We start from the raw sequence: 20,644 nt of genomic DNA, 5'->3' as shown, positions 1-20,644 counted from the left end.
ACACACCGGCCCAGCGGTTAGCCGCACTCCTCAACCAAGCCGCCGCCTAAACGTTGCACTCACCGGTTGACAATGCCGTTGAAAAGCGTCGGTAGTTTCACAAACGAGACCTGCCGAGCCGCCGGCCAAAGCAGAGACCTATGACGGCACGGTCGCCAGGGCTTGAGCCACGCAGTCGGCCCACGAACGCGAGTCCACGGCCATCCATGCCGACTCGCCACCGAATGCACTCGAGATCACCAGGTCTGGGGCGACGGTGCCCAGCAGCTCCACACTTTCGCGCAGTTGGCCGGCGTCACCGCGGCCCGGTACTAGGAACGTTGCCCACGTCCCCGAGGCGGTCGGAAACATGGTGTCGCCGGTGAACAGGTATCGCTCACCGGTCACGCCCGTTACGAGATAGCTTGTGCTGCCTGATGAATGACCCGGCGTGGGTAGCACCTCGACACCGTTGGCGTCGACATGCCGCACACTACCGATTGCCACGTCGACACGCGCATGCTCTGCAATGGCGTCGACCTCCGCCTCCGGGGCGTGCAGCCGGCGATCGAACCGCTCTTCGATCCGCTTCAGGTTCGGCCCGGCCTCGTCGAGATGCGACAGATACTGCGCGCTGACGCCGCCGAGCGCGTCGATCGCGTCGAAGTCGGCATTCGTGGCGGGGCTGTAGAACAGCACGTTGCCACGCGGACCTCGCCACAGATACGCGTGCGTGGTGAGTCCAGGGAATGGCGTGTCCGTCCGGGTCTGCCAGAGATCGTCCCGAATCCGGGTCAACCGCGTCGTGGAAGTAGTCATGACTCGACTCTGCGACCTGAACCATTGTTGAGGTCAAGTGATTCTTCACCGAACTTCGCATCCGAGTGCCACCATCGAAAGATGGCCCGCCCACCAATCGCCGCACTGGCGGCTGCCCTGACCATCGCCACGTCGATCGCCGTGGCTCCCAACGCGTCGGCGGTGTGCTACTCCGCCGATTGCGTGCCCAATGTCGCCCGCAACGTCGTCGAGGGAACGCCCTGTAGCCCGGCAAGTATTTCAACTACGGGCTTGGTCCCGACGGCGCGACGTTCGTCTGCAACAGGGTGGGCGTGTGGACACCCGCCGGACCGCTCATCGGTATTTACAACGTCGCGATGGACTGCACCGAACAGAACGCGTCGGCTCAAGGCTCCGACGGCGTGGCGTTCGTGTGTACCGACATGGGCGGCGGCCACCTGCGATGGGCCCATCGCATCGACACCGCCGAGTGATCAGAGCACCGCAGCGGTCCGCGCCGCCACATCCGCAGCAACCGACAACGACGCCTCATCCGTCGCGGCCGAATAGCGGTCGGCGGCAGGGTCGTACGTCGCACCCGCGATCGATCCGTGGTCGGCCTCCAGCACGACGCACGAGACGGGCCAGCCGTTGCGCTCCAGTGTCGAGGCGAACTCCTGGCTGGCCGACGGAGGTATCACGTCGTCGCGTGCGCCGTGCAACAGTGTGAACGGCACCGGGTCGCCGTCCAGCGACGTGGGCAGCGGCGACCCGCTGATCGGGTCGGGAACCATGAACGCCCCCGCCAGGCATACGGTGTGGGCCACCTCGAACTGTCGCGCGTGAATCGCCAGGCCCGCCGCCGCCAGGCCGCCCATCGACCAGCCGACGACGACCAGCGGCCCGTCGCCGGCGTACTGCCGCGAAAACTCGGCCGATGCCAGCAGGTCACTACGCCCGCGGTCGTCGGCGTGAGAGTCCCAGTCGGCCAGCACGACCGCCAATCCGTGCGCGTGGACCCGTTCAGCCAGCGGCCGCATCGCGGTGCGCGAATCGGTCTGGGCGCCGTGCCACATCAGAATTGTCGGTTGCGCCGGATCGCCGAAGATGTCTGCGGATCGGCCGGGGGAGTACTCGACGGTGTGCATCACCCTGGAGTGCCCCGGCGACCGCGGAACCAACCGTCAACGCGCATACCGGTCTACAAACCGGCGCAGGATGGTCTGCGGATATCGGACTTTCCATTGCCGCGCTTGGAGTTTCAACTGCTCCGCCGACTCCGGTGCGAAGTAACCATGGTTCTTGTAGGCATCGAGGCGGACGTCGATACCGTCCAGGTCGAGCTCGGGATGGAATTGTGTGGCGTAGACGTTCTGCCTGACCCGAAACGCCTGAACCGGGCATTGCGGTGAGGTCGCCAGGCACAGTGCCTCGGGTGGCAGCACCGCGGCCGCTTCCTTGTGTCCGCCGTAGGCATCGAAGACATCGGGCAGGTCGGTGAAGAGTGGATCGTGGCGACCCGCGTCGGTGACCATGATCTTCATGCCTCCGACGGGTTCCGGATACGTACGGTCGATGACCGCCCCGATGACGGTGCCCAACGTGCCTACGCCGTAACAACATCCGAGGAATGGGTAGTCCGCTTCCACGATGCGTTGGATCAAGTCGAGTAGTTCTGCCTCGACCCGTCGTTGCGTCGTCGATTTCGACTCCGGCGCATCGCTGACGTTGTACGGACCGCCGCCGAGGATGATGCCCGACCAGTCGGCGAGGTCGATAGAACCCAGCGGTTCGTGGAGCAGATCGATCCGGCGCACACCCGTCGTATCCAGACCACCGAAGCGCATAATCGCCCGGTACTCGTCCTCGGCAGCGGCGTCCTCACCGCGGATGGAGAGCAACAAAAACGGCGCAGAAAGCACGACACCCCGCGAGCCCGATGAGCCCGCGGGGTGCCGCATGTCGTTACCGACGATCAGACTCGCCTGTTAATCGAGGTCGAACCGATCGTTGTTCATGACCTTGACCCAGGCAGCGACGAAGTCCTCGACGAACTTGTCCTTGCTGTCGTCCTGCGCGTAAACCTCGGCGATACCGCGCAGCACCGAGTTCGAGCCGAACACCAGGTCGTTGACGGTGGCAGTCCACTTGAGCTGACCGGTCGCGCGGTCCACACCCTCGTAGACGTTCTCCGCCGCACCCGACTTCCACTCCGTACCCATGTCGAGCAGGTTCGTGAAGAAGTCGTTGCTCAGCACGCCCGGCTGGTCGGTGAACACGCCGTGCTTGCTGCCGCCGTGGTTGACGTTCAGCACCCGCAGACCACCGATCAGCACCGCAAACTCCGGAGCGGTCAGGTCGAGCATGTAGGCCCGCTCGACCAGCAACTGCTCCAGCGGAGCCTTCTCACCCGCTCGCGCGAAGTTACGGAAACCGTCCGCCCGCGGTTCGAGCACCGCGAAGGACTCAACGTCGGTCTGTTCCTGCGAGGCGTCGGTACGGCCCGGCGCGAAGTGCACGTTGATCTCGTAACCGCCGTCGCGCGCGGCCTTCTCGACCGCCGCCGAGCCGCCCAGCACGATGATGTCGGCCAGCGAGATCCTCTTGCCGCCGCTCGCCGAGCTGTTGAACTCCTGCTGGATGCGCTCGAGAACCGGAAGCACCTGCGCCAACTCGGCGGGTTCGTTCGCCTCCCAGTTCTTCTGCGGCTCGAGCCGAATCCGCGCGCCGTTGGCGCCACCGCGCTTGTCGGTGCCGCGGAAGCTCGACGCCGACGACCATGCGGTCTTGATCAGCTGTTGCACGGTCAGGCCCGAGTCGAGCAGCTTGCTCTTGAGCTGGGCGATGTCCTGCTCGTCGACCAGCTCGTGGTCCACCGCAGGCACCGGGTCCTGCCAGATCTCCTGCTCGGGGATCCACGGCCCGAGATAGCGGCTCACCGGGCCCATGTCGCGGTGCATCAACTTGAACCACGCCTTCGCGAAGGCCTCGTCCATCTCCTCGGGATGGTCGAGCCAACGGCGGGTGATCGCGCCGTAGATCGGATCTTCGCGCATCGAGATGTCGGTGACGAGCATCGTCGGCTTGCGCGGCGGTCCGCCGAACGGATCGGGGATGATCGCCTCGGCGTCCTTGGCCTCGAATTGCCAAGCGCCCCCGGGGCTCTTGGTCAATTCGTACTCGTAGCCGTACAGGTTCTGCAGGTAGCCGTTGCCCCACTCCGTCGGGGTCGGCGTCCAGACCACCTCGAGCCCACTGGTGATGGTGTCAGGGCCCTTGCCGGAGGCGAACGCGCACTTCCACCCGAGGCCCTGCTGCTCGATGGGGGCAGCTTCCGGCTCCGGTCCCACCAGATCACCGTCGCCGGCGCCGTGCGTCTTGCCGAGAGTGTGGCCGCCGACGATCAGCGCCGCGGTCTCCTCGTCGTTCATCGCCATCCGGCCGAAGGTCTCGCGGATGTCGTGCGCGGCCGCCAACGGATCCGGCTTGCCCTCGGGGCCTTCGGGGTTGACGTAGATCAGGCCCATGGTGGTCGCGCCGAACGGCTCGGCCAGCTTGCGGTCCGAATCGTTGGTCCCGCCGTAGCGCTGATCGGTACCCAGCCAGGTGTCCTCCTGGCCCCAGAGCATCTCCTCGGGCTCCCAGATGTCTTCGCGACCGAATGCGAAACCCTTGGTCTTGAATCCCGAGACCTCGAGCGAGGCGTTTCCGGCGTACGCGATGAGGTCCGCCCAGGAGATCTTGTTGCCGTACTTCTGCTTGATCGGCCACAGCAGCCGCCGGGCCTTGTCCAGCTGAGCGTTGTCCGGCCAGCTGTTGAGCGGCGCGAAGCGCTGTGCGCCCTGACCCGCACCGCCGCGCCCGTCGAAGATCCGGTAGGTGCCCGCGGCATGCCAGCTCATGCGGACGAACAGGCCGGCGTAGCTGCCGTAGTCGGCCGGCCACCAGTCCTGTGAGGTGGTGATCAGCTTGTGGACATCGGCCTTGAAGGCCTCGAGGTCGAGCTTCTTGAATTCCTCGGCGTAGTTGAAGTCCTGGCCGAGCGGATTGCCCTTCTCGTTCTGCTTGTGCAGCACCGACACGTCGACCTGGTTGGGCCACCAGTCCCGGTTCGTCAGCGGAGCGTGCGACTTCGGCTTCGGCGAATCGATAGCCGGGTTCTCGCTCTCGCTGTGGCTGGCTGTCTTGGAATCATCATGAGGCGGGCGAGCGTCGGACGTATCAGATGACACAGCGTTCCTTCCGGTGGGTTGATTGGGCTGTGATCACGGTTGTGATCGGGAAACCTGCGATACCAAGCACTCTGGGCACAAGCCCCAATAGATGACTTCGGCCTCGTCGAGCACGAATCCGTCCAGCGCGCCCTCCGGGTCCGACGGCGTCAAGCAGGGCGCTGCACCGACGGCGCAGTCGATGTCGGCGATGACGCCACATGACCGGCATACGACGTGATGGTGGTTGTCGCCGACACGCGACTCGTAGCGGGCGACCGAACCGGAAGGCTGGATCTTGCGCACCAGACCCGCGCTGGTGAGCGCGGCGAGCACGTCGTATACGGCCTGTCGTGAGACGTCGGGAAGGGCGCGACGCACCGCGCCGAAAATCGATTCGGTATCGGCGTGGGGGTTGCCGTAAACCGCCTCCAGCACCGCGAGCCGCGGGCGGGTCACGCGAAGATCGGCGGCGCGTAGCCGTTCCGCGTAGTCGGGCGTGGGGGACACGCTGCCAATATGCTCTGTTTTCTGGAATCAGTCAAGAGTTGGTTCAAGGTTGGCTCATCGGCGTGTCGTTGAACTTTTCACCGACGTTGCTGTCGTCGCCGAAGTGCCTCGTTACCAACGTTTTCGGACGTCGCACGCGGCGCTGCGCGCACTTTTCGGGCATGAACCGCGGCAAGCCTCGCTGCTACCCTTCGGTGGCTGCCGGGGTCTGTGGTCAGGGGAGTGGACCAACCCGGCGGGTGGCTATCAGGCGAGACCCGAACGAAACGCTACGGACATCCGCGAAGAGAGTGTTGTGCGCACCGGAGAAATCAAGGCCCTTTCCGGCCTGCGCATCGTCGCCGCCGTGTGGGTGGTGCTCTTTCACTTCCGGCCACTGCTAGAGCAGTCGGTGCCGGGGTTTCGCTCGGCATTGGCCCCACTGCTGAACTGCGGCGCCCAGGGCGTCGACCTGTTCTTCATGCTCAGCGGGTTCGTGTTGACGTGGAACTATCTCGACCGCATGGGGCCCTCGTTCGAGTGGCGAGCCACGTTGCGCTTCCTGTGGCTTCGGTTGGCCCGCGTCTGGCCCGTTTACCTGGTGACGATGCATCTGGCGGCTTTGTGGATCATCTTCACCCTGCAGGTCGGCCGGGTGCCCTCACCGGCGGCCGAGACATTGACGGCGACGAACTATCTGCGCCAGGCATTGATGATCCAACTGTGGTTCGTGCCCTATTTCGACGGCTCCAGCTGGGACGGGCCCGCCTGGTCGATCAGCGCGGAGTGGCTGGCCTATCTGCTTTTCGGCGGTCTGATCGTGGTGATCTTCCGCATCGCTCGGTCGACGCGGGCGCGGGGCCTGATCGCACTGGCCTTCGTCGCCGTGACGCCGCCGATCCTGCTTCTGCTGGCGTCCGGGCAGTTCTACACCCCGTGGAGTTGGCTACCGCGGATCGTCATGCAGTTCACCGCGGGCGCCCTGATCGCTGCGGCGGTACGCAAGCTCGACCCGAACGATCAGGCTCGGCATGCCGCCGGGTACGCCGCGCTCCTCCTCGGCGTCGTGATCGTCGCGATCCTCTACCGACTCGACGCACATCCGCTGCCCAAGATCGTGGACAGCGCCGGCTTGGTCGATGTGCTTTTCGTGCCGCTGCTGTTCAGCCTGGCCATTGGCGCCGGGTCGCTGCCCTGGCTTCTCTCGCGGGGGCCGGTCGTGTACCTCGGACATGTGTCGTTCAGCCTCTACATGGTTCATGAGCTGGTGCACACCACCTGGGATTGGATGGTGCAGCAATTCGGGCTGCGGCTGTCATCGGACTTCACGGGCAAGCTCATAATGGTTGCCTTGCTTGGCACCGCGCTGATCGGCGCGGTCATGCTGTACCACTTTGTCGAGGAGCCCGCCCGGAAATGGATGCGCAGCATGATGAACGGCCCCGCCGCTTCGACCCCGGACGCGGTCGGCAAGCTGCACACCGTGTCCCGTCCGCGCAAACGCTCGGAAGTGATGACCGCCCGCGCCGGGTGACGATGCTTCTCACGCGCGTGTCCACACGGCCCTACGTCGGCGCGCTGAGAAGCGCACTGACCATCGCGGTGGCAATCGCCATCCTCGTGGTCACCGGTTGTCAACACCTGAAACCTATGGAGCACAAGGAGTTCGACGCGCTCAGCTTCGCGTTCAACCGCATCGCGGTGATCGGCGACTCGTACACGACCGGCGGTCCCGAAGGCGGGCTCGGCGAGAAATCGTGGACCACCCAGGCTTGGCAGATCCTGGCTCAGCAGGGACTGTCCACCACAGCGGTGGTCGGCGCCGAAGGCGGAGCCGGCTACGGCACCCGCGGCAACCGGGGCAGCCTCTTCGAGGATTTGACCGCCGCGACGGTCACACCCGATGACACGCTGGTGGTGTTCTTCGGTTCGCGCAACGACCAGAACGTCGACCCCACACAGTTGTCGGTCCTGGTCTACGGCACGTTCCAATTGGCGCGGCGCATCGCACCGTCCGCGCTCTTCCTCGTGATCGGGCCGCCGTGGCCGACGGCTGACGTCCCCGCCGCGGTGGTACGCATCCGCGACACCCTCAAATATCAGGCGGAACTGGCCGGCGCGACGTTCGTCGACCCGATCGCAGCCCGGTGGTTCGTGGACCGGCCCGAGCTGATCGGGCCCGACGGCGTGCATCCCACCGACGCCGGTCACACCTACATGGCGGAGAGGATTGCGCCATTGATCGGCGCGCAACTGCCGCGGCGGGTGTGATCCGGCCTATCGTTGCTGATCGTGCGACTCGGTGGACGCCTGTACCAGCTGCTGACCCGGGTGATGTCGCTGCGCATCATCGTGATCGTCGCGGCGTTGTCGGTGGTCGCGCTGGTGATCACGCTGGGCGCGTGGGTGTGGTTCGGCGTCACCAACGACCAGTACAGCCAGCTGGACCGTCGCCTCGACTCGGTGAGCAGCCTCGGCGACATCAGTGAGCTGCTGCGCACCGCGCAACAGGCTGACCTGAACCCGCCGATCCCGGACGGCGGCCTGGTCCGCACCGCCCGCGTCGACGGCATCACGGTCTCCATCCCGGAGAACATCGTGCTGCCGGAGTTCCCGGTCGGTTACGCCGACACCACCATCGACGGTGTCCAGTACCGGGTCCGGACGTTCACCGCCGGCGGGGCCTTGATCGCCATCGGCGCTCCACTGGCCGAAACCCAACGCCGCATCGACGAACTGCACCGACGGGTACTGCTGATCTGCGGCGGCGTCATCGTCGGCACCGTGCTAGTCGGCTGGGTCATGTGGTCGATCATGATCAACCCGTTCCGCCTGCTGGCCCAGCAGGCCCGCGCGATCAACGCCCAGTCCAAACCCGAAGAGGTTCAGGTGCGCGGCGTACAGGAGGCCGTCGAGATCGCCGAAGCCGTCGAGGGGATGCTCGCCCGTATCGGCGATGAACAGCAGCGCACGCGAGCGGCGCTGGAGTCGGCACGAGACTTCGCCGCGGTGGCCTCACACGAACTTCGCACACCCCTGACCGCGATGCGCACCAACCTCGAGGTGCTCTCCACGCTTCAGATGCGGGACGAGCAGCGCCAGGAGGTCATCGCCGACGTCATGCGCACCCAGAGCCGGATCGAGGCGACCCTGACCGCGTTGGAGCGGCTCGCACAGGGCGAACTGACCACCGTCGACGACTTCGTCCCCGTCGACATCACCGAACTGCTGGACCGGGCCGCACACGACGCGATGCGCAACTATCCCGGGCTCAAGGTGTCGCTGTCGTCGTCGACGACGGTGCTCATGATCGGCTTGCCCGCCGGGCTGCGGCTCGTCGTCGACAACGCGATCACCAACGCGATCAAGCACGGCGACGCCACCGAAATCCAGCTCGGCGCAGTCGCTTCCGGTGAAGGTGTACAGATCACGGTCGACGACAACGGTTCCGGGATACCCGAGGACGAACGCGCCGCGGTGTTCGAGCGGTTCTCCCGCGGGTCGACGGCGGCGCGATCCGGTTCGGGGTTGGGGCTGGCGCTGGTGGCTCAGCAGGCCGAGCTGCACGGGGGCACCGCGGCGATGGAGGCCAGCCCGCTCGGCGGCGCCCGGTTGGTGTTACGCCTGCCCGCGCCGAGCTGAGCTGTCTACGATTCGAAGATGGCCAAGCTCGAGATGTCGCGTCAGCTCACGTTGAGCCCGCAGGAGGCGTGGGAGCACGTATCGGATCTCAACGCGCTGGGGGACTGGATGGTCATGCACGAAGGTTGGCGCAGCGAGCTGCCGGACGAGCTGACGGTCGGCACCACGATCGTCGGTGTCGCGGGGGCCAAGGGGCTGCGCAACCGCGTCACGTGGACCATCCAGAAATTCGACCCGCCCAAGCTGATCGAGGTCACCGGAAAAGGCGTCGGCGGCACCAGGTACGGGCTCACGATGACGGTCGCGCCGACCGAAGCCGGTTCGGCCTTCACCCTCACGATGAATCTCGGGGGAGCGCCGCTGTTCGGCCCCATCGGTGCGACGGCGGCCCGCGCGGTCAAGGGCGACATCGAACGTTCGATCCGCAAGTTCGAAGAGCTTTACGGCTGAGCGGCCCCGCCCGTCGCGCGGTTGGTCGGGATCCTGGCGGGTACCACCATTCGCGTGTCTCAGACCATGGAGTTGACGGTTCTCGATCCGCGTACCGGCGACGAAGTCAGCAGAATCCCGATCACCGATCCCTCGAGCTGCGCCCAAGCCGTCGCACGAGCGCGCGCCGCCGCACCGGGGTGGGCGCGTACCCCCGCCGCCGACCGCGCGGCTGCGCTGACCAAGGCGGCCGCAGCGGTCCGCGCCGCAGCCGAGGAACTGGCCGAGCTCAACGAACGTGAGACCGGCAAGCTCCGCGACGACGCGTTGGGCGGAGTCGACGCGGGTGCGGGCACGCTGGTGCAGTACGCCGAGCTCGGACCGCTGCATCGCGGCCGCAGCCTGCACGGCTCCTGGTCGGCAACCGACCTGATGGTTCCCGAACCGCGCGGCGTCGTCGCGGTTCTCACGCCGTGGAACGATCCGGTGGCCGTCGCGGCCGGCCTGCTGGGCGCGGCGTTGGTGACGGGAAATACGTTGGTGCACAAGCCAAGTGAGCGGTGCCCGGCGACCGGTCGGCGGTTCGCCGAACTGTTGGCCCAGCAGCTTCCCGACGGTGTGCTCGAGATCCTCGACGGTGACGGATCGGTCGGCGCCCGGCTCTGCTCGGCGGCCGACGTCGACGTGGTGGCGCACGTCGGCAGCAGCGCGACCGGCCGCGCGATCGCGCGAGTTTGCGCGGAGCGCGGGGCCAAGACCGTGCTGGAAAACGGCGGCAACGACGCGTTGATCGTCGACGCGGGTGTGGAGCCGCGGTGGGCGGCCGAGCAGACCGCGCTGGGCGCCTTCGCCAACGCCGGGCAGATCTGCGTTTCGGTGGAGCGGGTCTTCGTGGTCGAGTCGCTGGCTGAGGCGTTCCTCGACGAGTTGGCATCGGAAGCGCGAGCGTGGGCCGACCGGATCGGGCCGTTGGTCGACGGGCGTCAGCGGGACGTGGTGCAAGAGCAGGTCGAGGACGCGGTGGCCAACGGCGCACGGGTTCTGGCGGGCGGCGCGCCGCGGCCGGGTCCCGGTTCGTTCTATCCGCCGACCGTGTTGGCGGACTGCACGCCGGAGATGTTGGTGTTCCGCGAGGAGACCTTTGGTCCGGTGGCGCCGGTGCGAGTGGTTCCGGACTTCGACGCCGCGCTGCGGGAAGCGGCCGACGACCGCTACGGCTTGGCTGCGACCGTGCTGACCGCCGACATGGCGCACGCGCAGGAGGCTTGGCGCGCCCTGCCGGTCGGCACGGTGAAGATCAACGACGTCTTCGGCGGAGCGCCCGGCGGGGCGTCACAACCGCGTCGCGCGAGCGGCAACGGCTTCGGCTTCGGCCCGGAACTGCTCGACGAAATGACCGAGATGAAGGTCGTACACATCTCGCCGCCGGGCATCTGACCACCTCTCTGCCCACCTCTCAGCGAATCTTTCGCTCCCAGCGAATTTTTCGCTGATAGGCGGGCACTGCGCGGATCAACCTCGCGAGAGGTCACCGGCACGCACCCACGCGCGGGAGACAGCCGTCGCACGGAATACGCAGCAGCCGCCTCAATCCTCCTTGCGGATCAGCCGCCCCAGCGCCTCCCGGTCGGGATTCAGCAGTTCCTCGATCCGCTGCTGGTTGATGTCGGCCACAATGATCTCGCCGACCTCCTGGTACACGTCGGTGAAGATGCCGTGCGACTTCATCTTCTCGGTCTGATAGATGTTGTCCTCGGTCGGCGTGACGTAGTACATGATCTCGGGCTTGAACCGGTGGATCAGCCACAGGTGGACCACGCTCATCAATCGCTTCTGGCGCAGCTTCTCGGCGAACGTGTTCTGGTCGCGCACCGTCAGGATGCTGCGCCCGTGCCGGTCCTTGATCGGGTCGACGATCACGTTGGCCAGTTTCTCGTCCTCACCGTCGCGCTCACCGAAGATGCCCAACTCGAGCACGTCTGACCCCGGCCGCGTCGGGCGCAGTTGCACCCGCAGCTTCTCGTCGAGTTTGTAATGCTCGCCCCACATCGCCAGCCACTCCTCGAGCAGCTTCTTCGGCACCTCGGTCTGCACGAGATGCTGGTGCTGGGTCGAGCCCTTGCCCATCGCCTTGGTGGTCGCCAGGCGGCCCGACGACGCGGCAAGCGCGGCATCGCTGCGCGGCCCGCCGACAAGCGTCTGCGGTGTGCGATAAGGCGATTCGACCAGGCGCATCTTGCGCTGCAGTCGCGCCAGCGCGAGCATGCCGTCCTGGCGCAACGCGGTGGCGAACTCCTCGGACGCGACACCGTCGACCTGATGACCGCCGTAGGTGATGAAGTTGAAGACGAACCCCATCTTTCCGAGCTCCTCGGGGAAGGCCCGCATCTCGTCGTCGGTCATGCCGGTGGTGTCCCAGTTGAACGAGGGGGACAGGTTGTAGGCCAGCATCTTCTCGGGGAACTCGGCGTGAATCGCCTCGGCGAACTCGCGCGCATCGGCGAGGTCGGCGGTCTTGGTCTCCATCCAGAGGATGTCGGCGAACGGTGCGGCGGCAAGCGATTTCGTGATCGCATACGGGATCCCACCGCGAACCTGGTAGTAGCCCTCCGGGGTCTTGGCCAGCTCGCAGTCCCAGCCGACGGCCGCCCCGATCTCCCTGGCCTTCTCCCGCGCGGTGTACAGCGGCGCGCGCTCGGCGAACGCACGCCACTCCGCGACACTCATGTCGAGTTGTTCGCCCTCGCTCTCGCGGAACTCGAGCAGCTCGGCGACCGCCTCGCCGTAGGTCATCAGGCCGGCATCGACCTGCCAGGCGTCGACGGCCTTCGATTCCACCCGGTCGAAGATCGCGTCGATCTCGCCGTCGGGGCGATCCTGGTACTCCGAGGCGGCCTCGGCGACCGCATCGCCGATCCCGTGGTGGTCGAGCCAGGCGTTGGCGGTGGCGTACTCGCCTTCGGGCAGCGCGTAGAGCAGATGGCCGTTGAGTTCGGTGACGCCCGCCTCGTAGAAGCGCCGCATCATCGCCAGGTAGCACGATTTGTACGACGGCACCTTGAGGTTGGTCACGCCGAGCAGGAATGGTTGGTCGCGCTCGTCGGCGCGGCTGTCGATCAGGTTGGCCGCCTCGGCGTCGGTGCGGGCCACGATGATGCCGGGGACCCGCATGATGTCGAGCTGGAAACGCGCGGTGTTGAGCCGTTTGATCTGTTCGTCGGACGGCACCAGCACCTTGCCGCCCTGGTGGCCGCACTTCTTGGTGCCCGGCCGCTGGTCCTCGATGTGGTAGCCCGGCACTCCGGCCTCCACGAACCGGCGAATCAAGTTGCGCACGTGCGGATCTCCGCCGTGGCCGGTATCGGCGTCGGCGATGATGAAGGGGCGGAAGTCGACGGCGGGTGTCGCGGCGCGTTGCTCTTCGGACATCTGCAGCCGCAGGTACTGCTGGTTGCGGTCGGCGGTGAGCAACGCCCGCACCAGGCCCGCGGCCTCCTCGGGCACCTGGCTGAGCGGGTAGCTGGCCAGGTCGGGCCCGGGGTCTTCGGTGGTCGACCCCTTGGCGGACGTCGCCCAGCCGCCGAGGTAGATGCCCTCGATGCCCATCCGCTTCATCGTCACGGCCTGGCCCGGCGAGTACGGGCCGAAGGTGGTGATGCTCTTCTTCTGTGCGAACAGTTCGCGCAGGCGCTCGTAGAACGCCGTGGCGGCCTCGCGCGCCACGATGTAGTCGGAGGGGATCGTGCCGCGTTGTTCGGCGACCTGACGGGCCGAGTAGAGGCGGATGATGCCGTCGAATCTCGGGCTGTCGAAGTACCGCTGCGTGGCAGCGACCTCCTGGTCGAACGGGGTCGAAGGCGCGGCGTCCGTTTCGATGATGGCCATGTACCCACAGTACGACCCGGTCTTGCCGGGGATGGCGTTATCAGCAGGGTGGAGCCCTCAAGTCGACGCCTCGAACGTGTCGACGACGTGCTCGGCGATCGCCAGCGCTGAGGTTGCCGCCGGTGATGGCGCATTGCGCAGCACCACGACGCGACCGCGGACGCTGATGCGGAAGTCGTCGACCAGACCTCCGTCTGGGTCCAGGGCCTGGGCCCGCACGCCGGCCGTGCCGGGCACCACGTCCTCGTCGCGTAGCGACGGCACGTAGGCCCTGGCGGCGGTGATGAATCGCCGCCGCGACAGTGATCCGAACACCTCGCGGACACCCGTGCGCCAGTGTCGGCGGGCGAACCGCCAGAACGCCGGCGTCGAGGCGATCCCGGCCAGATCGCGCGGTGAGAACGTGCCCCAGGAATAGCCCTCGCGCGCCAGCGCCAGCACCGCGTTGGGCCCGATGAGCACCTCACCGTCCACGCGCGGGGTGAGGTGGACACCCAGGAACGGATAGCGCGGGTCGGGCACGGGATAGACCAGACCGTTGACGAGATCGCGGCGGTGCGGTTTCAGCGCGTAGTACTCGCCCCGGAACGGCATGATCACCGGATTCGGGCCGTCCCCGGCCATCTCGGCGAGCCGGTCGCTGTGCAGACCACCGCACACGACCGCCCGGTCGAATCGCACCTGTTCACCGTCTCCGGCGGTGCTGGCGCTGACCACCACCTCGGTTTCGCCCGCCTGCAATCCCGTAACCTCGTGTCCGAGAAGGACTTTCGCACCGGCTGCCACAGCGTCGACGGCAAGCTCCCTGGTCACCTCCGCATAGTCGACGATCGAGGTCGACGGGGAGTGCAATGCGGCGATGCCGCGCACATGGGGTTCGAGCTCATGCAGTTCCTCGGCCCCGATGATCCGCACCCCTGGGACGCCGTTCGCCAACGCCCGCCGCTCGATGTCGGCGAGCCTCGCCTTCTCCTCGTCGGTGAGCGCGACGAGGACCTTGCCGCAAGCCATCCGACGGATCCCACGCTCGGCGCAGAACTCTTCGAGCAAATTGACCCCGCGACGACAGAGCACGGCCTTCTGTGAACCGGGTTGGTAGTACAAACCGGCATGCACGACCCCGCTGTTGCGGCCGGTTTGGTGCGATGCGAGACGGTCTTCCTTCTCGAAGAGCGTGACATCGGATTCCGGACGACGCCGCACGATCTCACGGGCCACCGCGACACCCAGGATGCCGCCGCCGACCACTGCGACCCGTTCGGTCATCGGCGGACGCCGCAACAGAAGGAGGTAATCACTGTTCGGTCACGGTACTGCATCTCATTGGCCTTGGGCCAGGCGCGAATTGGCATTACGAGCAAACGAACCGGTACAAGTGATTACAGCGCCATCGGTATGCGCGCAGTCGAGAAAGAGCAACGAACCATGAGACGCATCTACGCCTTGGTGATCGGCGTCGCCCTGTTGGTGACCCTTCCTGGGGTGGCGGCCGCCGCGCCGACACGGTCCGCTGTCAACCAGCAGGCGGTCGACCAGGTCATCGCCCGCGGTCTGTCGCAGCGCGGTGTCCCATTCTCCTACGGCGGGGGAGACGCGAACGGGCCGACGAAGGGCAGCGGCACGGCCGAGAACGTCGCCGGACTCGACCGCGAAGGCCACATCGTCGGCCTTGATCCCGCGGTCAGCACCGTCGGTTTCGACGCGTCCGGCCTCATGGTGTATTCGTTCGCCGGTATCGGGGTCAAGCTGCCGCGGTCCTCGGGCGCGCAGTACAACGTCGGGCAGAAAGTGTCGCCGGCCGAGGCGCTGCCCGGAGACATGATCTTCTACGGCCCCAACGGAAATCAGAGCGTGGCACTGTTTTTGGGCAACGGTCAGATGCTGGAGGCCACCGAATCGGGTGTGGCGACGTCGCCGGTGCGGACCAACAACATGGCGCCGTACCTGGTTCGCATCATCAAGTGACGTCACTGAAGCCCTGACGCGGTCAGCACCTCGACCGGGTCGCCGAGCCGGATCGTTCCCGAGCTGAGCAGGCGACAGGCGGAACCACCGCGGCGGCGCAGCGCTGTGGCGGCGCCGGCACCGATCCAGTCGTCCAACAGGCGGCATGGGGCCGAGACCCGCACCACCTCCAGAAGCACATCGCCGACGAGCAGCCGGGTGCCGGGCTTGGTGGGGATCTCACCGGCGTCCACCGTGACGTTGCGCCGGGTCTGGGCCTGGTCGAAGGCGTAACCCAGGTCGGCCGCCGCGCGGTCCAGCAGCTCTTGTGACTGGACGGTGACGTGGCGATGCCGGGTGCCGTGATAGCGGTCGCCGACCAGACCGGTTCCCGCCTCGGCGACCACCTCGCCGACGGAGCGCATCGGCAACCGGCTACCCGGTGCGATGTTGAGCGCGGTGACGTGCACGGCCGAAGTGTATGTGCGGCGCGACGATCGCTGATAAAGAGGACTGATGACGTCGACATTGGATGCCGCCGAGGGAATCGCCGGACGAGTGCGCACCCTGCGCGAGATCGTGCAGACGGAGGCCGGTGAGTCGGAGCGGCTGCGCACGCTGAGCCCGGCCGTCGTCGACGCGATGTGGGACACCGGGCTGATGACGGCGTTCAACCCCGCGCCCGCCGGTGGCAGCGAACCGTCGTTCGCCGAGATGATCGAGACCTGGATCGAGATGGCCTGGCAGGACGGGTCTTTCGGCTGGATCGGTATCGCCAACCTGCCGTCATCGTTCGCCGCGGCCGCGTACTTGCCGGACGCCGGGTTCGCCGAGGTGTTCACCGCGCACGACAACCGGGTCACGATGGGCGGGCAGTTCTTCCCCAACGGTCAAGGCACCGCCGTACCCGGTGGCTACCGGCTGACCGGGTCCTGGAGCTTCGGTTCGGGGATCGGGCATTCGCAGTATGTCGCTGCGGGTTTCCTGCCGATGGACGGGACCGAGATCCGCTGGGTCAGCGACGGTGTGCCGGACATGCAGATCGCGATCCTGCCGCGTGAACAGGTCAGCTTCAACGACGGTTGGCACGTGCAGGGCCTCAAGGGGACGGGCTCGTACGACTACAGCGTCGAGGACGTGTTCGTGCCGGACGAGCGCACATTCGCGTTGTTCACCCGCGAGCCGCTGCGCGGATCGTCGCCCGCGACGCGGATGGGGATGATGCCCGTCACCGCGGCCGGGCACGCGTCGTGGGCACTCGGCGTCGCCAAGAGCATGCTCGACGACGTCGAAGAGCTGGCCGCGACGAAGTTCCGGATGAGCGATATGGCGTCGCTGGCCAGTCGCCCGACGTTCCAGAAGGGACTGGCCCATCACGTGGCGGCCTGGCGGGCGGCGCGGCTGCTGGTGCTCGATGCGTTCGCGACGGCCGAAGCCAGTGTGGCGGCGGGGCAGGACCTCACCCCGGCCCTGCGCGCGGACATGAGAGTCGCTGCCGTGTACGCCACCGACGCCGCCCGCCAGTGCGCGGAGTGGGCACATCTGGTCGCGGGCACCAGCTCGATCCGCGAGGGCAGCCGCCTGGAACGCGCGTTCCGCGACATGTACACCGGTACCCAGCACGCGTTCATCAGCGAGAAGGTGGCGATCGACGCGGCTCAGGTCTGGCTGGGCATCATCGACGACCAGTTCGGCCTCTGATCACCCCGTGCGGGCAACGAATTTCGGCGATGATGCGGCCGAGTTCGTCGCCCCGTCCGTTGTCCGCAGGACACCCGGCTCGGTCACCGGATGACCGACTCGAGGACACCGTCGACGATCATCGTGCTCAGCGTCTTGCGGTCGAACTTTCCGCTGGGCAGGATCGGGATCTGCTCGCTGGAGGCCAGCACCCAGCGGGTCGGCACCTTGTACGCCGACAGGTGTGTGCGGGCGTGGGCGGCCAACGTGTCGACGTCCACGCCGGCGGCGGGCACGACCACCGCGCACACCTGCTCCCCGCGGCGGGGGTCGTCGATGCCGAGCACGAGACACTGTGCCACGGCGGGGGATTCCTCGATGACCGCCTGGACTTCGAGCGGTGAGACGTTGGCGCCGGCGGCCTTGATCATGTCGGTCGTCCGGCCGACGTAGAACAGCCGCGGGTCGCCGGGTCTGCGGTAGACGCGGTCACCCGTGTGGTACCAGCCATTTTCGTCGAACGTCTCCCACCGTTCGCGCTTGTTGTAGCCGGCCATCACGCCGATGCCGCGGATCAACAGTTCGCCGACCTGCCCGTCGGGAACGGGTGTCCCGTCGTCGTCGACGATGCACATGTCGGTGTAGGCGAACCCGCCGGCGGTCTCGGACATGGTGCGGTGCACGGGATATCCGTCGGGTACGTCGACCATCGCTATGTCCAGCGGTCCGTCGCGCAACATCGGCGCGCAGGACAAGTCGCGGTCGGAGAAACTCGGATGCTCACGGAGCCGTTGGGTGAACGCGGGCCATCCGACGACTCCGGCTGCCCGTTCGCGCTCGATCAGATCGAGTGCGCCCTCGGCGTCCGGTCGCGGCATGACGAGTACGGTGACGGGTTCGTGCAGCGCACCGGTCGCCGCGAGCAACCCACCGACCCAGAAGAACGGCATCGCGCACAGAATCCGAACCGCACCTTCGCTTTTGGATACCGCACGGATCGCGTTCGGCCATGTCGAGGTCTGCCGCACGAGGGTGCCGTGCGTGTGCATGACGCCCTTCGGGTCCGCGGTCGACCCCGACGTGTGGATGACGACGGCCAGGTCGGCGGGGGAGACCTCGGCCTCTGCGGCGGACAGCAGTTCGTCCGGTGGGCCGTCGGCGTCACCGTCCCAAGGAGTGGCCCAGGCGGGAACCGGGCCGTCGACGAACACGATTCGACGCAGGTACGGTGCGCCCGTCATCGCCAACCGCCCGCCCTGCTGTGTCGTCAGCTCCGGCCAGGCCGCTTCGAATCGGTCGGCGACATCGATGCTCAGCACGCGGCTCGGGGCGATGATCAGCGCGATGTCGGCCAGCCGCGCGACTTTGGCTATCTCCGCCGGCGCGTAGAGCGTGCTCAGCGGCACGACCAGCGCGCCGATGCGGGAGGCGGCCAACCACCACAACACCCAGTCCACCCCGTTGGGGAAGAACAGGCCGATGCGGGTTCCCTTACCGACACCTTCACCCAGAAGCCACCGCGCGATGCGCGCCGAGCGCTCATGAGCCTCGCGGTAGGTGAGGCGATCCGTCGGGGTGACCAGATAGGTGTGGTCGCCGAACTTCTGGCACGCCTGGGCCAGGAGCGCGGGCACGGTCGGTCGCGGCTGCTGCGTCACCCCGCGATTGTCTCCGACGCGTACTGGGCGACCGCACGAGGCGGTCGCCCAGTGGCGTCAGCGGGACTCAGGCGCCCAGCGTGGCTTGGATGTCGCCCTTCATCGCGGCCAGCTGCGAACCCCAGTAGCCCCATCCGTGGGTGCCATTGGCGGGGAAGTTGAACGTGCCGTTGCCTCCGCCGGCTGCTTCGTAGGCCTGCTGGAAGTTCTTGTTGCTGTCCAGCGTGATGGTCTCGAGGAACTGGCCGGCGATGTCGCCGCCGCCGCCGAGTTCGGACGGGACGCCGTTGCCGCAGTACACCCAGATGCGGGTGCCGTTGGCCACCAGCTTGCCGACGTTGACCGTCGGGTCGTTGCGCTTCCAGGCCGAGCTGCCGGGTGGGCCCCACATCGCCGTGGCGCTGAAGCCGCCCGAGTCGCGCATCGCGACGCCGACCAACAGCGGCCAGATGCCGTCGGAGAGGTTGAGGAAGCCCGACAGCGAGGCGGCGTAGCGGAACTGACCCGGGTGGTAGGCGGCCAGGATCAGCGCAGCGCTACCCGACATGGACAGGCCGACCACCGCGTTGCCGCTGGGCGAGATGCCCTTGTTGGCAGCCAGATACGCGGGCAGTTCGGAGGTCAGGAAGGTCTCCCACTGGTAGGTGTAGGTTCCGCCGTTGCCGACCGCGGGTCCCTGCCAGTTGGTGTAGAAGCTGGACATGCCGCCGACCGGCATCACGACCGACAGACCGGACTCGAAGTAGTTCTCGAACGCGGCGGTTTCGATGTCCCAGCCACTGTTGTCGTCGCGCGCCCGCAGGCCGTCGAGCAGATAGACCGCGTGCGGGCCACCGCCCTGGAACTTGACCGGGATGTCGCGGCCCATTGCGGCCGACGGGACCATGAGGGTCTCGACCGGAAGCCCCGGCCGTGAGTATGCCGCGGCGGTGGACGTTCCACCCGCCACCGCGACCAGGCCCGGTATGAGCAGGGCCGCCAGCGCGCCGGCCATCATGCGGCGCGCCCAACTGTGTCGCATTGTCATCGCTCTTGAACTTTCCTGGTCGAGGGATACCGCCGAGCGGTCGTCGCGGTGGACGTACCGGAGCCGGGTCGGGCTGCCGGTCAGGCGCTGCTGCTTCACACCTGCCGCGATACTTCGGGCGCCCGCCGCGCGTAGCCGCTGCTGACGGTTATGTCGACACCGAGGGCGGTCCCGTTACCGGAGAGTGGGCGGCGTCACCGTTGCGCCGGAGGGCCGCACGGGCCTATTTGCCGTTGGTCGGCAGGCGTTTGCGCACGTAGGTTTTGAGCTCGGCGGACAACGCGTCGGCTGCGAGCAGCTCTGGAAGCAAGGAAGCGTCAGACATCCTGGCGCGGAACGCCAACTCGACGGTCACGTCATGGTCGGGGCGGTGCTCGACGGAGATCTTGTCGCCTGCGCCGACCGTTCCCGGTGAGATGACGCGTAGATAGGCACCGGGTTTGGCGGCCGCGGTGAAGGTCTTCATCCAGCGGTCGATTTGCAGGAACGCCGCGAAGGTGCGGCACGGTGTGCGCGGAGCCGAGACTTCGAGGAGCAGACCGTCGGCGCCGACGCGCCAGCGTTCACCGATGCGCGCCTGTGTCACGTCGACGTTCGTGGTGGTGAGGTTCTCGCCGAACATCCCGTTGGTCAATTGGCGATCGAGTCGAGTTTCCCAGTCGTCGAGGTCTTCTCGCGCGTATACGTAGACCGCTTGATCGTCACCGCCGTGCAGCTTGGTATGGCCGATGGTGTCGCCGACGAGTCCGCTACCCAGACCGCCGCGCATCGGACCCGGCGCGCGCACCGCGACCCGGTCCGGCACGGCGGCCTTGTCGATGCCCGTTGACCTCGACGGCGCATCGGGATTGACCCGCACTCGCGCGATATTGACCGACAGCACTTCTGCCACCCGGACAGGTTAGCGATGGGCCGCGCCG

At 67.0% G+C, this 20,644-nt stretch carries 19 protein-coding genes; 8 read left to right on the top strand and 11 right to left on the bottom strand.

Annotated elements, in window-relative coordinates; genetic code table 11:
- Positions 1 to 138: 138 nt before the first annotated feature.
- A complete protein-coding gene (locus AU198_RS19495) occupies positions 139 to 798 on the bottom strand; it encodes an MBL fold metallo-hydrolase (RefSeq protein ID WP_064350183.1) in 660 nt (219 codons plus the stop codon).
- A 293-nt stretch (positions 799 to 1,091) separates the two neighbouring features.
- Here AU198_RS19495 and AU198_RS26720 point away from each other — a divergent pair, with 293 nt between their 5' ends.
- Positions 1,092 to 1,253, top strand: coding sequence for a hypothetical protein (locus tag AU198_RS26720; protein ID WP_231744720.1), 162 nt, complete (start codon positions 1,092 to 1,094; stop codon positions 1,251 to 1,253).
- Here AU198_RS26720 and AU198_RS19485 read toward each other — a convergent pair whose 3' ends face one another.
- Genes AU198_RS19485 through AU198_RS19470 form a run of 4 tightly spaced genes read right to left on the bottom strand, consistent with a single transcriptional unit; the run spans position 1,254 to position 5,480 of the window.
- On the bottom strand, positions 1,254 to 1,907 hold the full coding sequence (locus AU198_RS19485) for an alpha/beta hydrolase family protein (RefSeq protein WP_064350230.1): 654 nt from the start codon (positions 1,905 to 1,907) through the stop codon (positions 1,254 to 1,256). It abuts the gene before it with no gap.
- A gap of 36 nt (positions 1,908 to 1,943) precedes the next feature.
- Positions 1,944 to 2,720, bottom strand: a complete 777-nt coding sequence (locus AU198_RS19480; RefSeq protein WP_064350182.1) for a glutamine amidotransferase — start codon at positions 2,718 to 2,720, stop codon at positions 1,944 to 1,946.
- A 27-nt stretch (positions 2,721 to 2,747) separates the two neighbouring features.
- Positions 2,748 to 4,991, bottom strand: coding sequence for a catalase/peroxidase HPI (katG, locus tag AU198_RS19475; protein WP_064350181.1), 2,244 nt, complete (start codon positions 4,989 to 4,991; stop codon positions 2,748 to 2,750).
- A 33-nt stretch (positions 4,992 to 5,024) separates the two neighbouring features.
- Positions 5,025 to 5,480 carry a Fur family transcriptional regulator gene (locus tag AU198_RS19470; RefSeq protein WP_064350180.1) on the bottom strand — a complete coding sequence of 152 codons (456 nt, stop codon included), beginning with the start codon at positions 5,478 to 5,480 and terminating at the stop codon, positions 5,025 to 5,027.
- 295 nt (positions 5,481 to 5,775) lie between these two features.
- On the opposite strand from AU198_RS19470, the gene AU198_RS19465 reads away from it, so the two are divergent.
- From AU198_RS19465 to AU198_RS19445, 5 genes are all read left to right on the top strand, one after another.
- Entirely contained in the window at positions 5,776 to 6,993 is a 1,218-nt protein-coding gene (locus tag AU198_RS19465; protein ID WP_064350179.1) for an acyltransferase family protein, read from the top strand.
- Positions 6,994 to 6,995: 2 nt separating this feature from the next.
- A complete protein-coding gene (locus AU198_RS19460; protein WP_064350178.1) occupies positions 6,996 to 7,730 on the top strand; it encodes an Rv0518 family GDSL lipase in 735 nt (244 codons plus the stop codon).
- A 63-nt stretch (positions 7,731 to 7,793) separates the two neighbouring features.
- Positions 7,794 to 9,101 carry a sensor histidine kinase gene (locus tag AU198_RS19455; protein WP_082691118.1) on the top strand — a complete coding sequence of 436 codons (1,308 nt, stop codon included), beginning with the start codon at positions 7,794 to 7,796 and terminating at the stop codon, positions 9,099 to 9,101.
- 18 nt (positions 9,102 to 9,119) lie between these two features.
- Positions 9,120 to 9,551, top strand: a complete 432-nt coding sequence (locus AU198_RS19450) for a type II toxin-antitoxin system Rv0910 family toxin (protein WP_064350177.1) — start codon at positions 9,120 to 9,122, stop codon at positions 9,549 to 9,551.
- A gap of 66 nt (positions 9,552 to 9,617) precedes the next feature.
- Positions 9,618 to 10,967 (top strand): aldehyde dehydrogenase family protein, encoded by a 1,350-nt coding sequence (locus tag AU198_RS19445; protein ID WP_197416169.1) that lies wholly within the window; start codon positions 9,618 to 9,620, stop codon positions 10,965 to 10,967.
- A 150-nt stretch (positions 10,968 to 11,117) separates the two neighbouring features.
- Here AU198_RS19445 and aceA read toward each other — a convergent pair whose 3' ends face one another.
- On the bottom strand, positions 11,118 to 13,415 hold the full coding sequence (gene aceA / locus AU198_RS19440) for an isocitrate lyase ICL2 (protein WP_064350176.1): 2,298 nt from the start codon (positions 13,413 to 13,415) through the stop codon (positions 11,118 to 11,120).
- A 57-nt stretch (positions 13,416 to 13,472) separates the two neighbouring features.
- Positions 13,473 to 14,681, bottom strand: coding sequence for an L-2-hydroxyglutarate dehydrogenase (gene lhgD, locus AU198_RS19435; RefSeq protein WP_064350175.1), 1,209 nt, complete (start codon positions 14,679 to 14,681; stop codon positions 13,473 to 13,475).
- A 159-nt stretch (positions 14,682 to 14,840) separates the two neighbouring features.
- Here lhgD and ripD point away from each other — a divergent pair, with 159 nt between their 5' ends.
- Positions 14,841 to 15,380: an NlpC/P60 family peptidoglycan-binding protein RipD gene (gene ripD, locus AU198_RS19430; RefSeq protein WP_064350227.1), complete on the top strand. Its 540-nt coding sequence runs from the start codon at positions 14,841 to 14,843 to the stop codon at positions 15,378 to 15,380.
- A 2-nt stretch (positions 15,381 to 15,382) separates the two neighbouring features.
- Here the strand turns inward: ripD and AU198_RS19425 are convergent, their stop codons facing one another.
- Positions 15,383 to 15,829 carry an MOSC domain-containing protein gene (locus tag AU198_RS19425; RefSeq protein WP_064350174.1) on the bottom strand — a complete coding sequence of 149 codons (447 nt, stop codon included), beginning with the start codon at positions 15,827 to 15,829 and terminating at the stop codon, positions 15,383 to 15,385.
- Between the two features lie 46 nt (positions 15,830 to 15,875).
- Between AU198_RS19425 and AU198_RS19420 the strand changes: the two genes are divergently transcribed.
- Positions 15,876 to 17,060, top strand: coding sequence for an acyl-CoA dehydrogenase family protein (locus AU198_RS19420; RefSeq protein ID WP_064350173.1), 1,185 nt, complete (start codon positions 15,876 to 15,878; stop codon positions 17,058 to 17,060).
- A gap of 83 nt (positions 17,061 to 17,143) precedes the next feature.
- Here the strand turns inward: AU198_RS19420 and AU198_RS19415 are convergent, their stop codons facing one another.
- The 3 genes from AU198_RS19415 to AU198_RS19405 all read right to left on the bottom strand — a co-directional run bounded on the left by AU198_RS19415 (position 17,144) and on the right by AU198_RS19405 (position 20,607).
- The gene (locus AU198_RS19415; protein ID WP_064350172.1) at positions 17,144 to 18,697 is read right to left on the bottom strand and encodes a class I adenylate-forming enzyme family protein; all 1,554 of its coding nucleotides are present in this window, start codon (positions 18,695 to 18,697) and stop codon (positions 17,144 to 17,146) included.
- Positions 18,698 to 18,764: 67 nt separating this feature from the next.
- Positions 18,765 to 19,724, bottom strand: a complete 960-nt coding sequence (locus AU198_RS19410) for an esterase family protein (protein ID WP_064350171.1) — start codon at positions 19,722 to 19,724, stop codon at positions 18,765 to 18,767.
- Positions 19,725 to 19,947: 223 nt separating this feature from the next.
- Positions 19,948 to 20,607: an MOSC domain-containing protein gene (locus tag AU198_RS19405; RefSeq protein ID WP_064350170.1), complete on the bottom strand. Its 660-nt coding sequence runs from the start codon at positions 20,605 to 20,607 to the stop codon at positions 19,948 to 19,950.
- Between the last annotated feature and the right edge of the window lie 37 nt (positions 20,608 to 20,644).

Origin of the sequence: Mycobacterium sp. GA-1199 (genome assembly GCF_001500045.1) — a bacterium.
Lineage (GTDB): Bacteria > Actinomycetota > Actinomycetes > Mycobacteriales > Mycobacteriaceae > Mycobacterium.
Note: the sequence above shows the minus strand (reverse complement) of the source record. Positions and strands in the feature narration are given on the sequence as shown.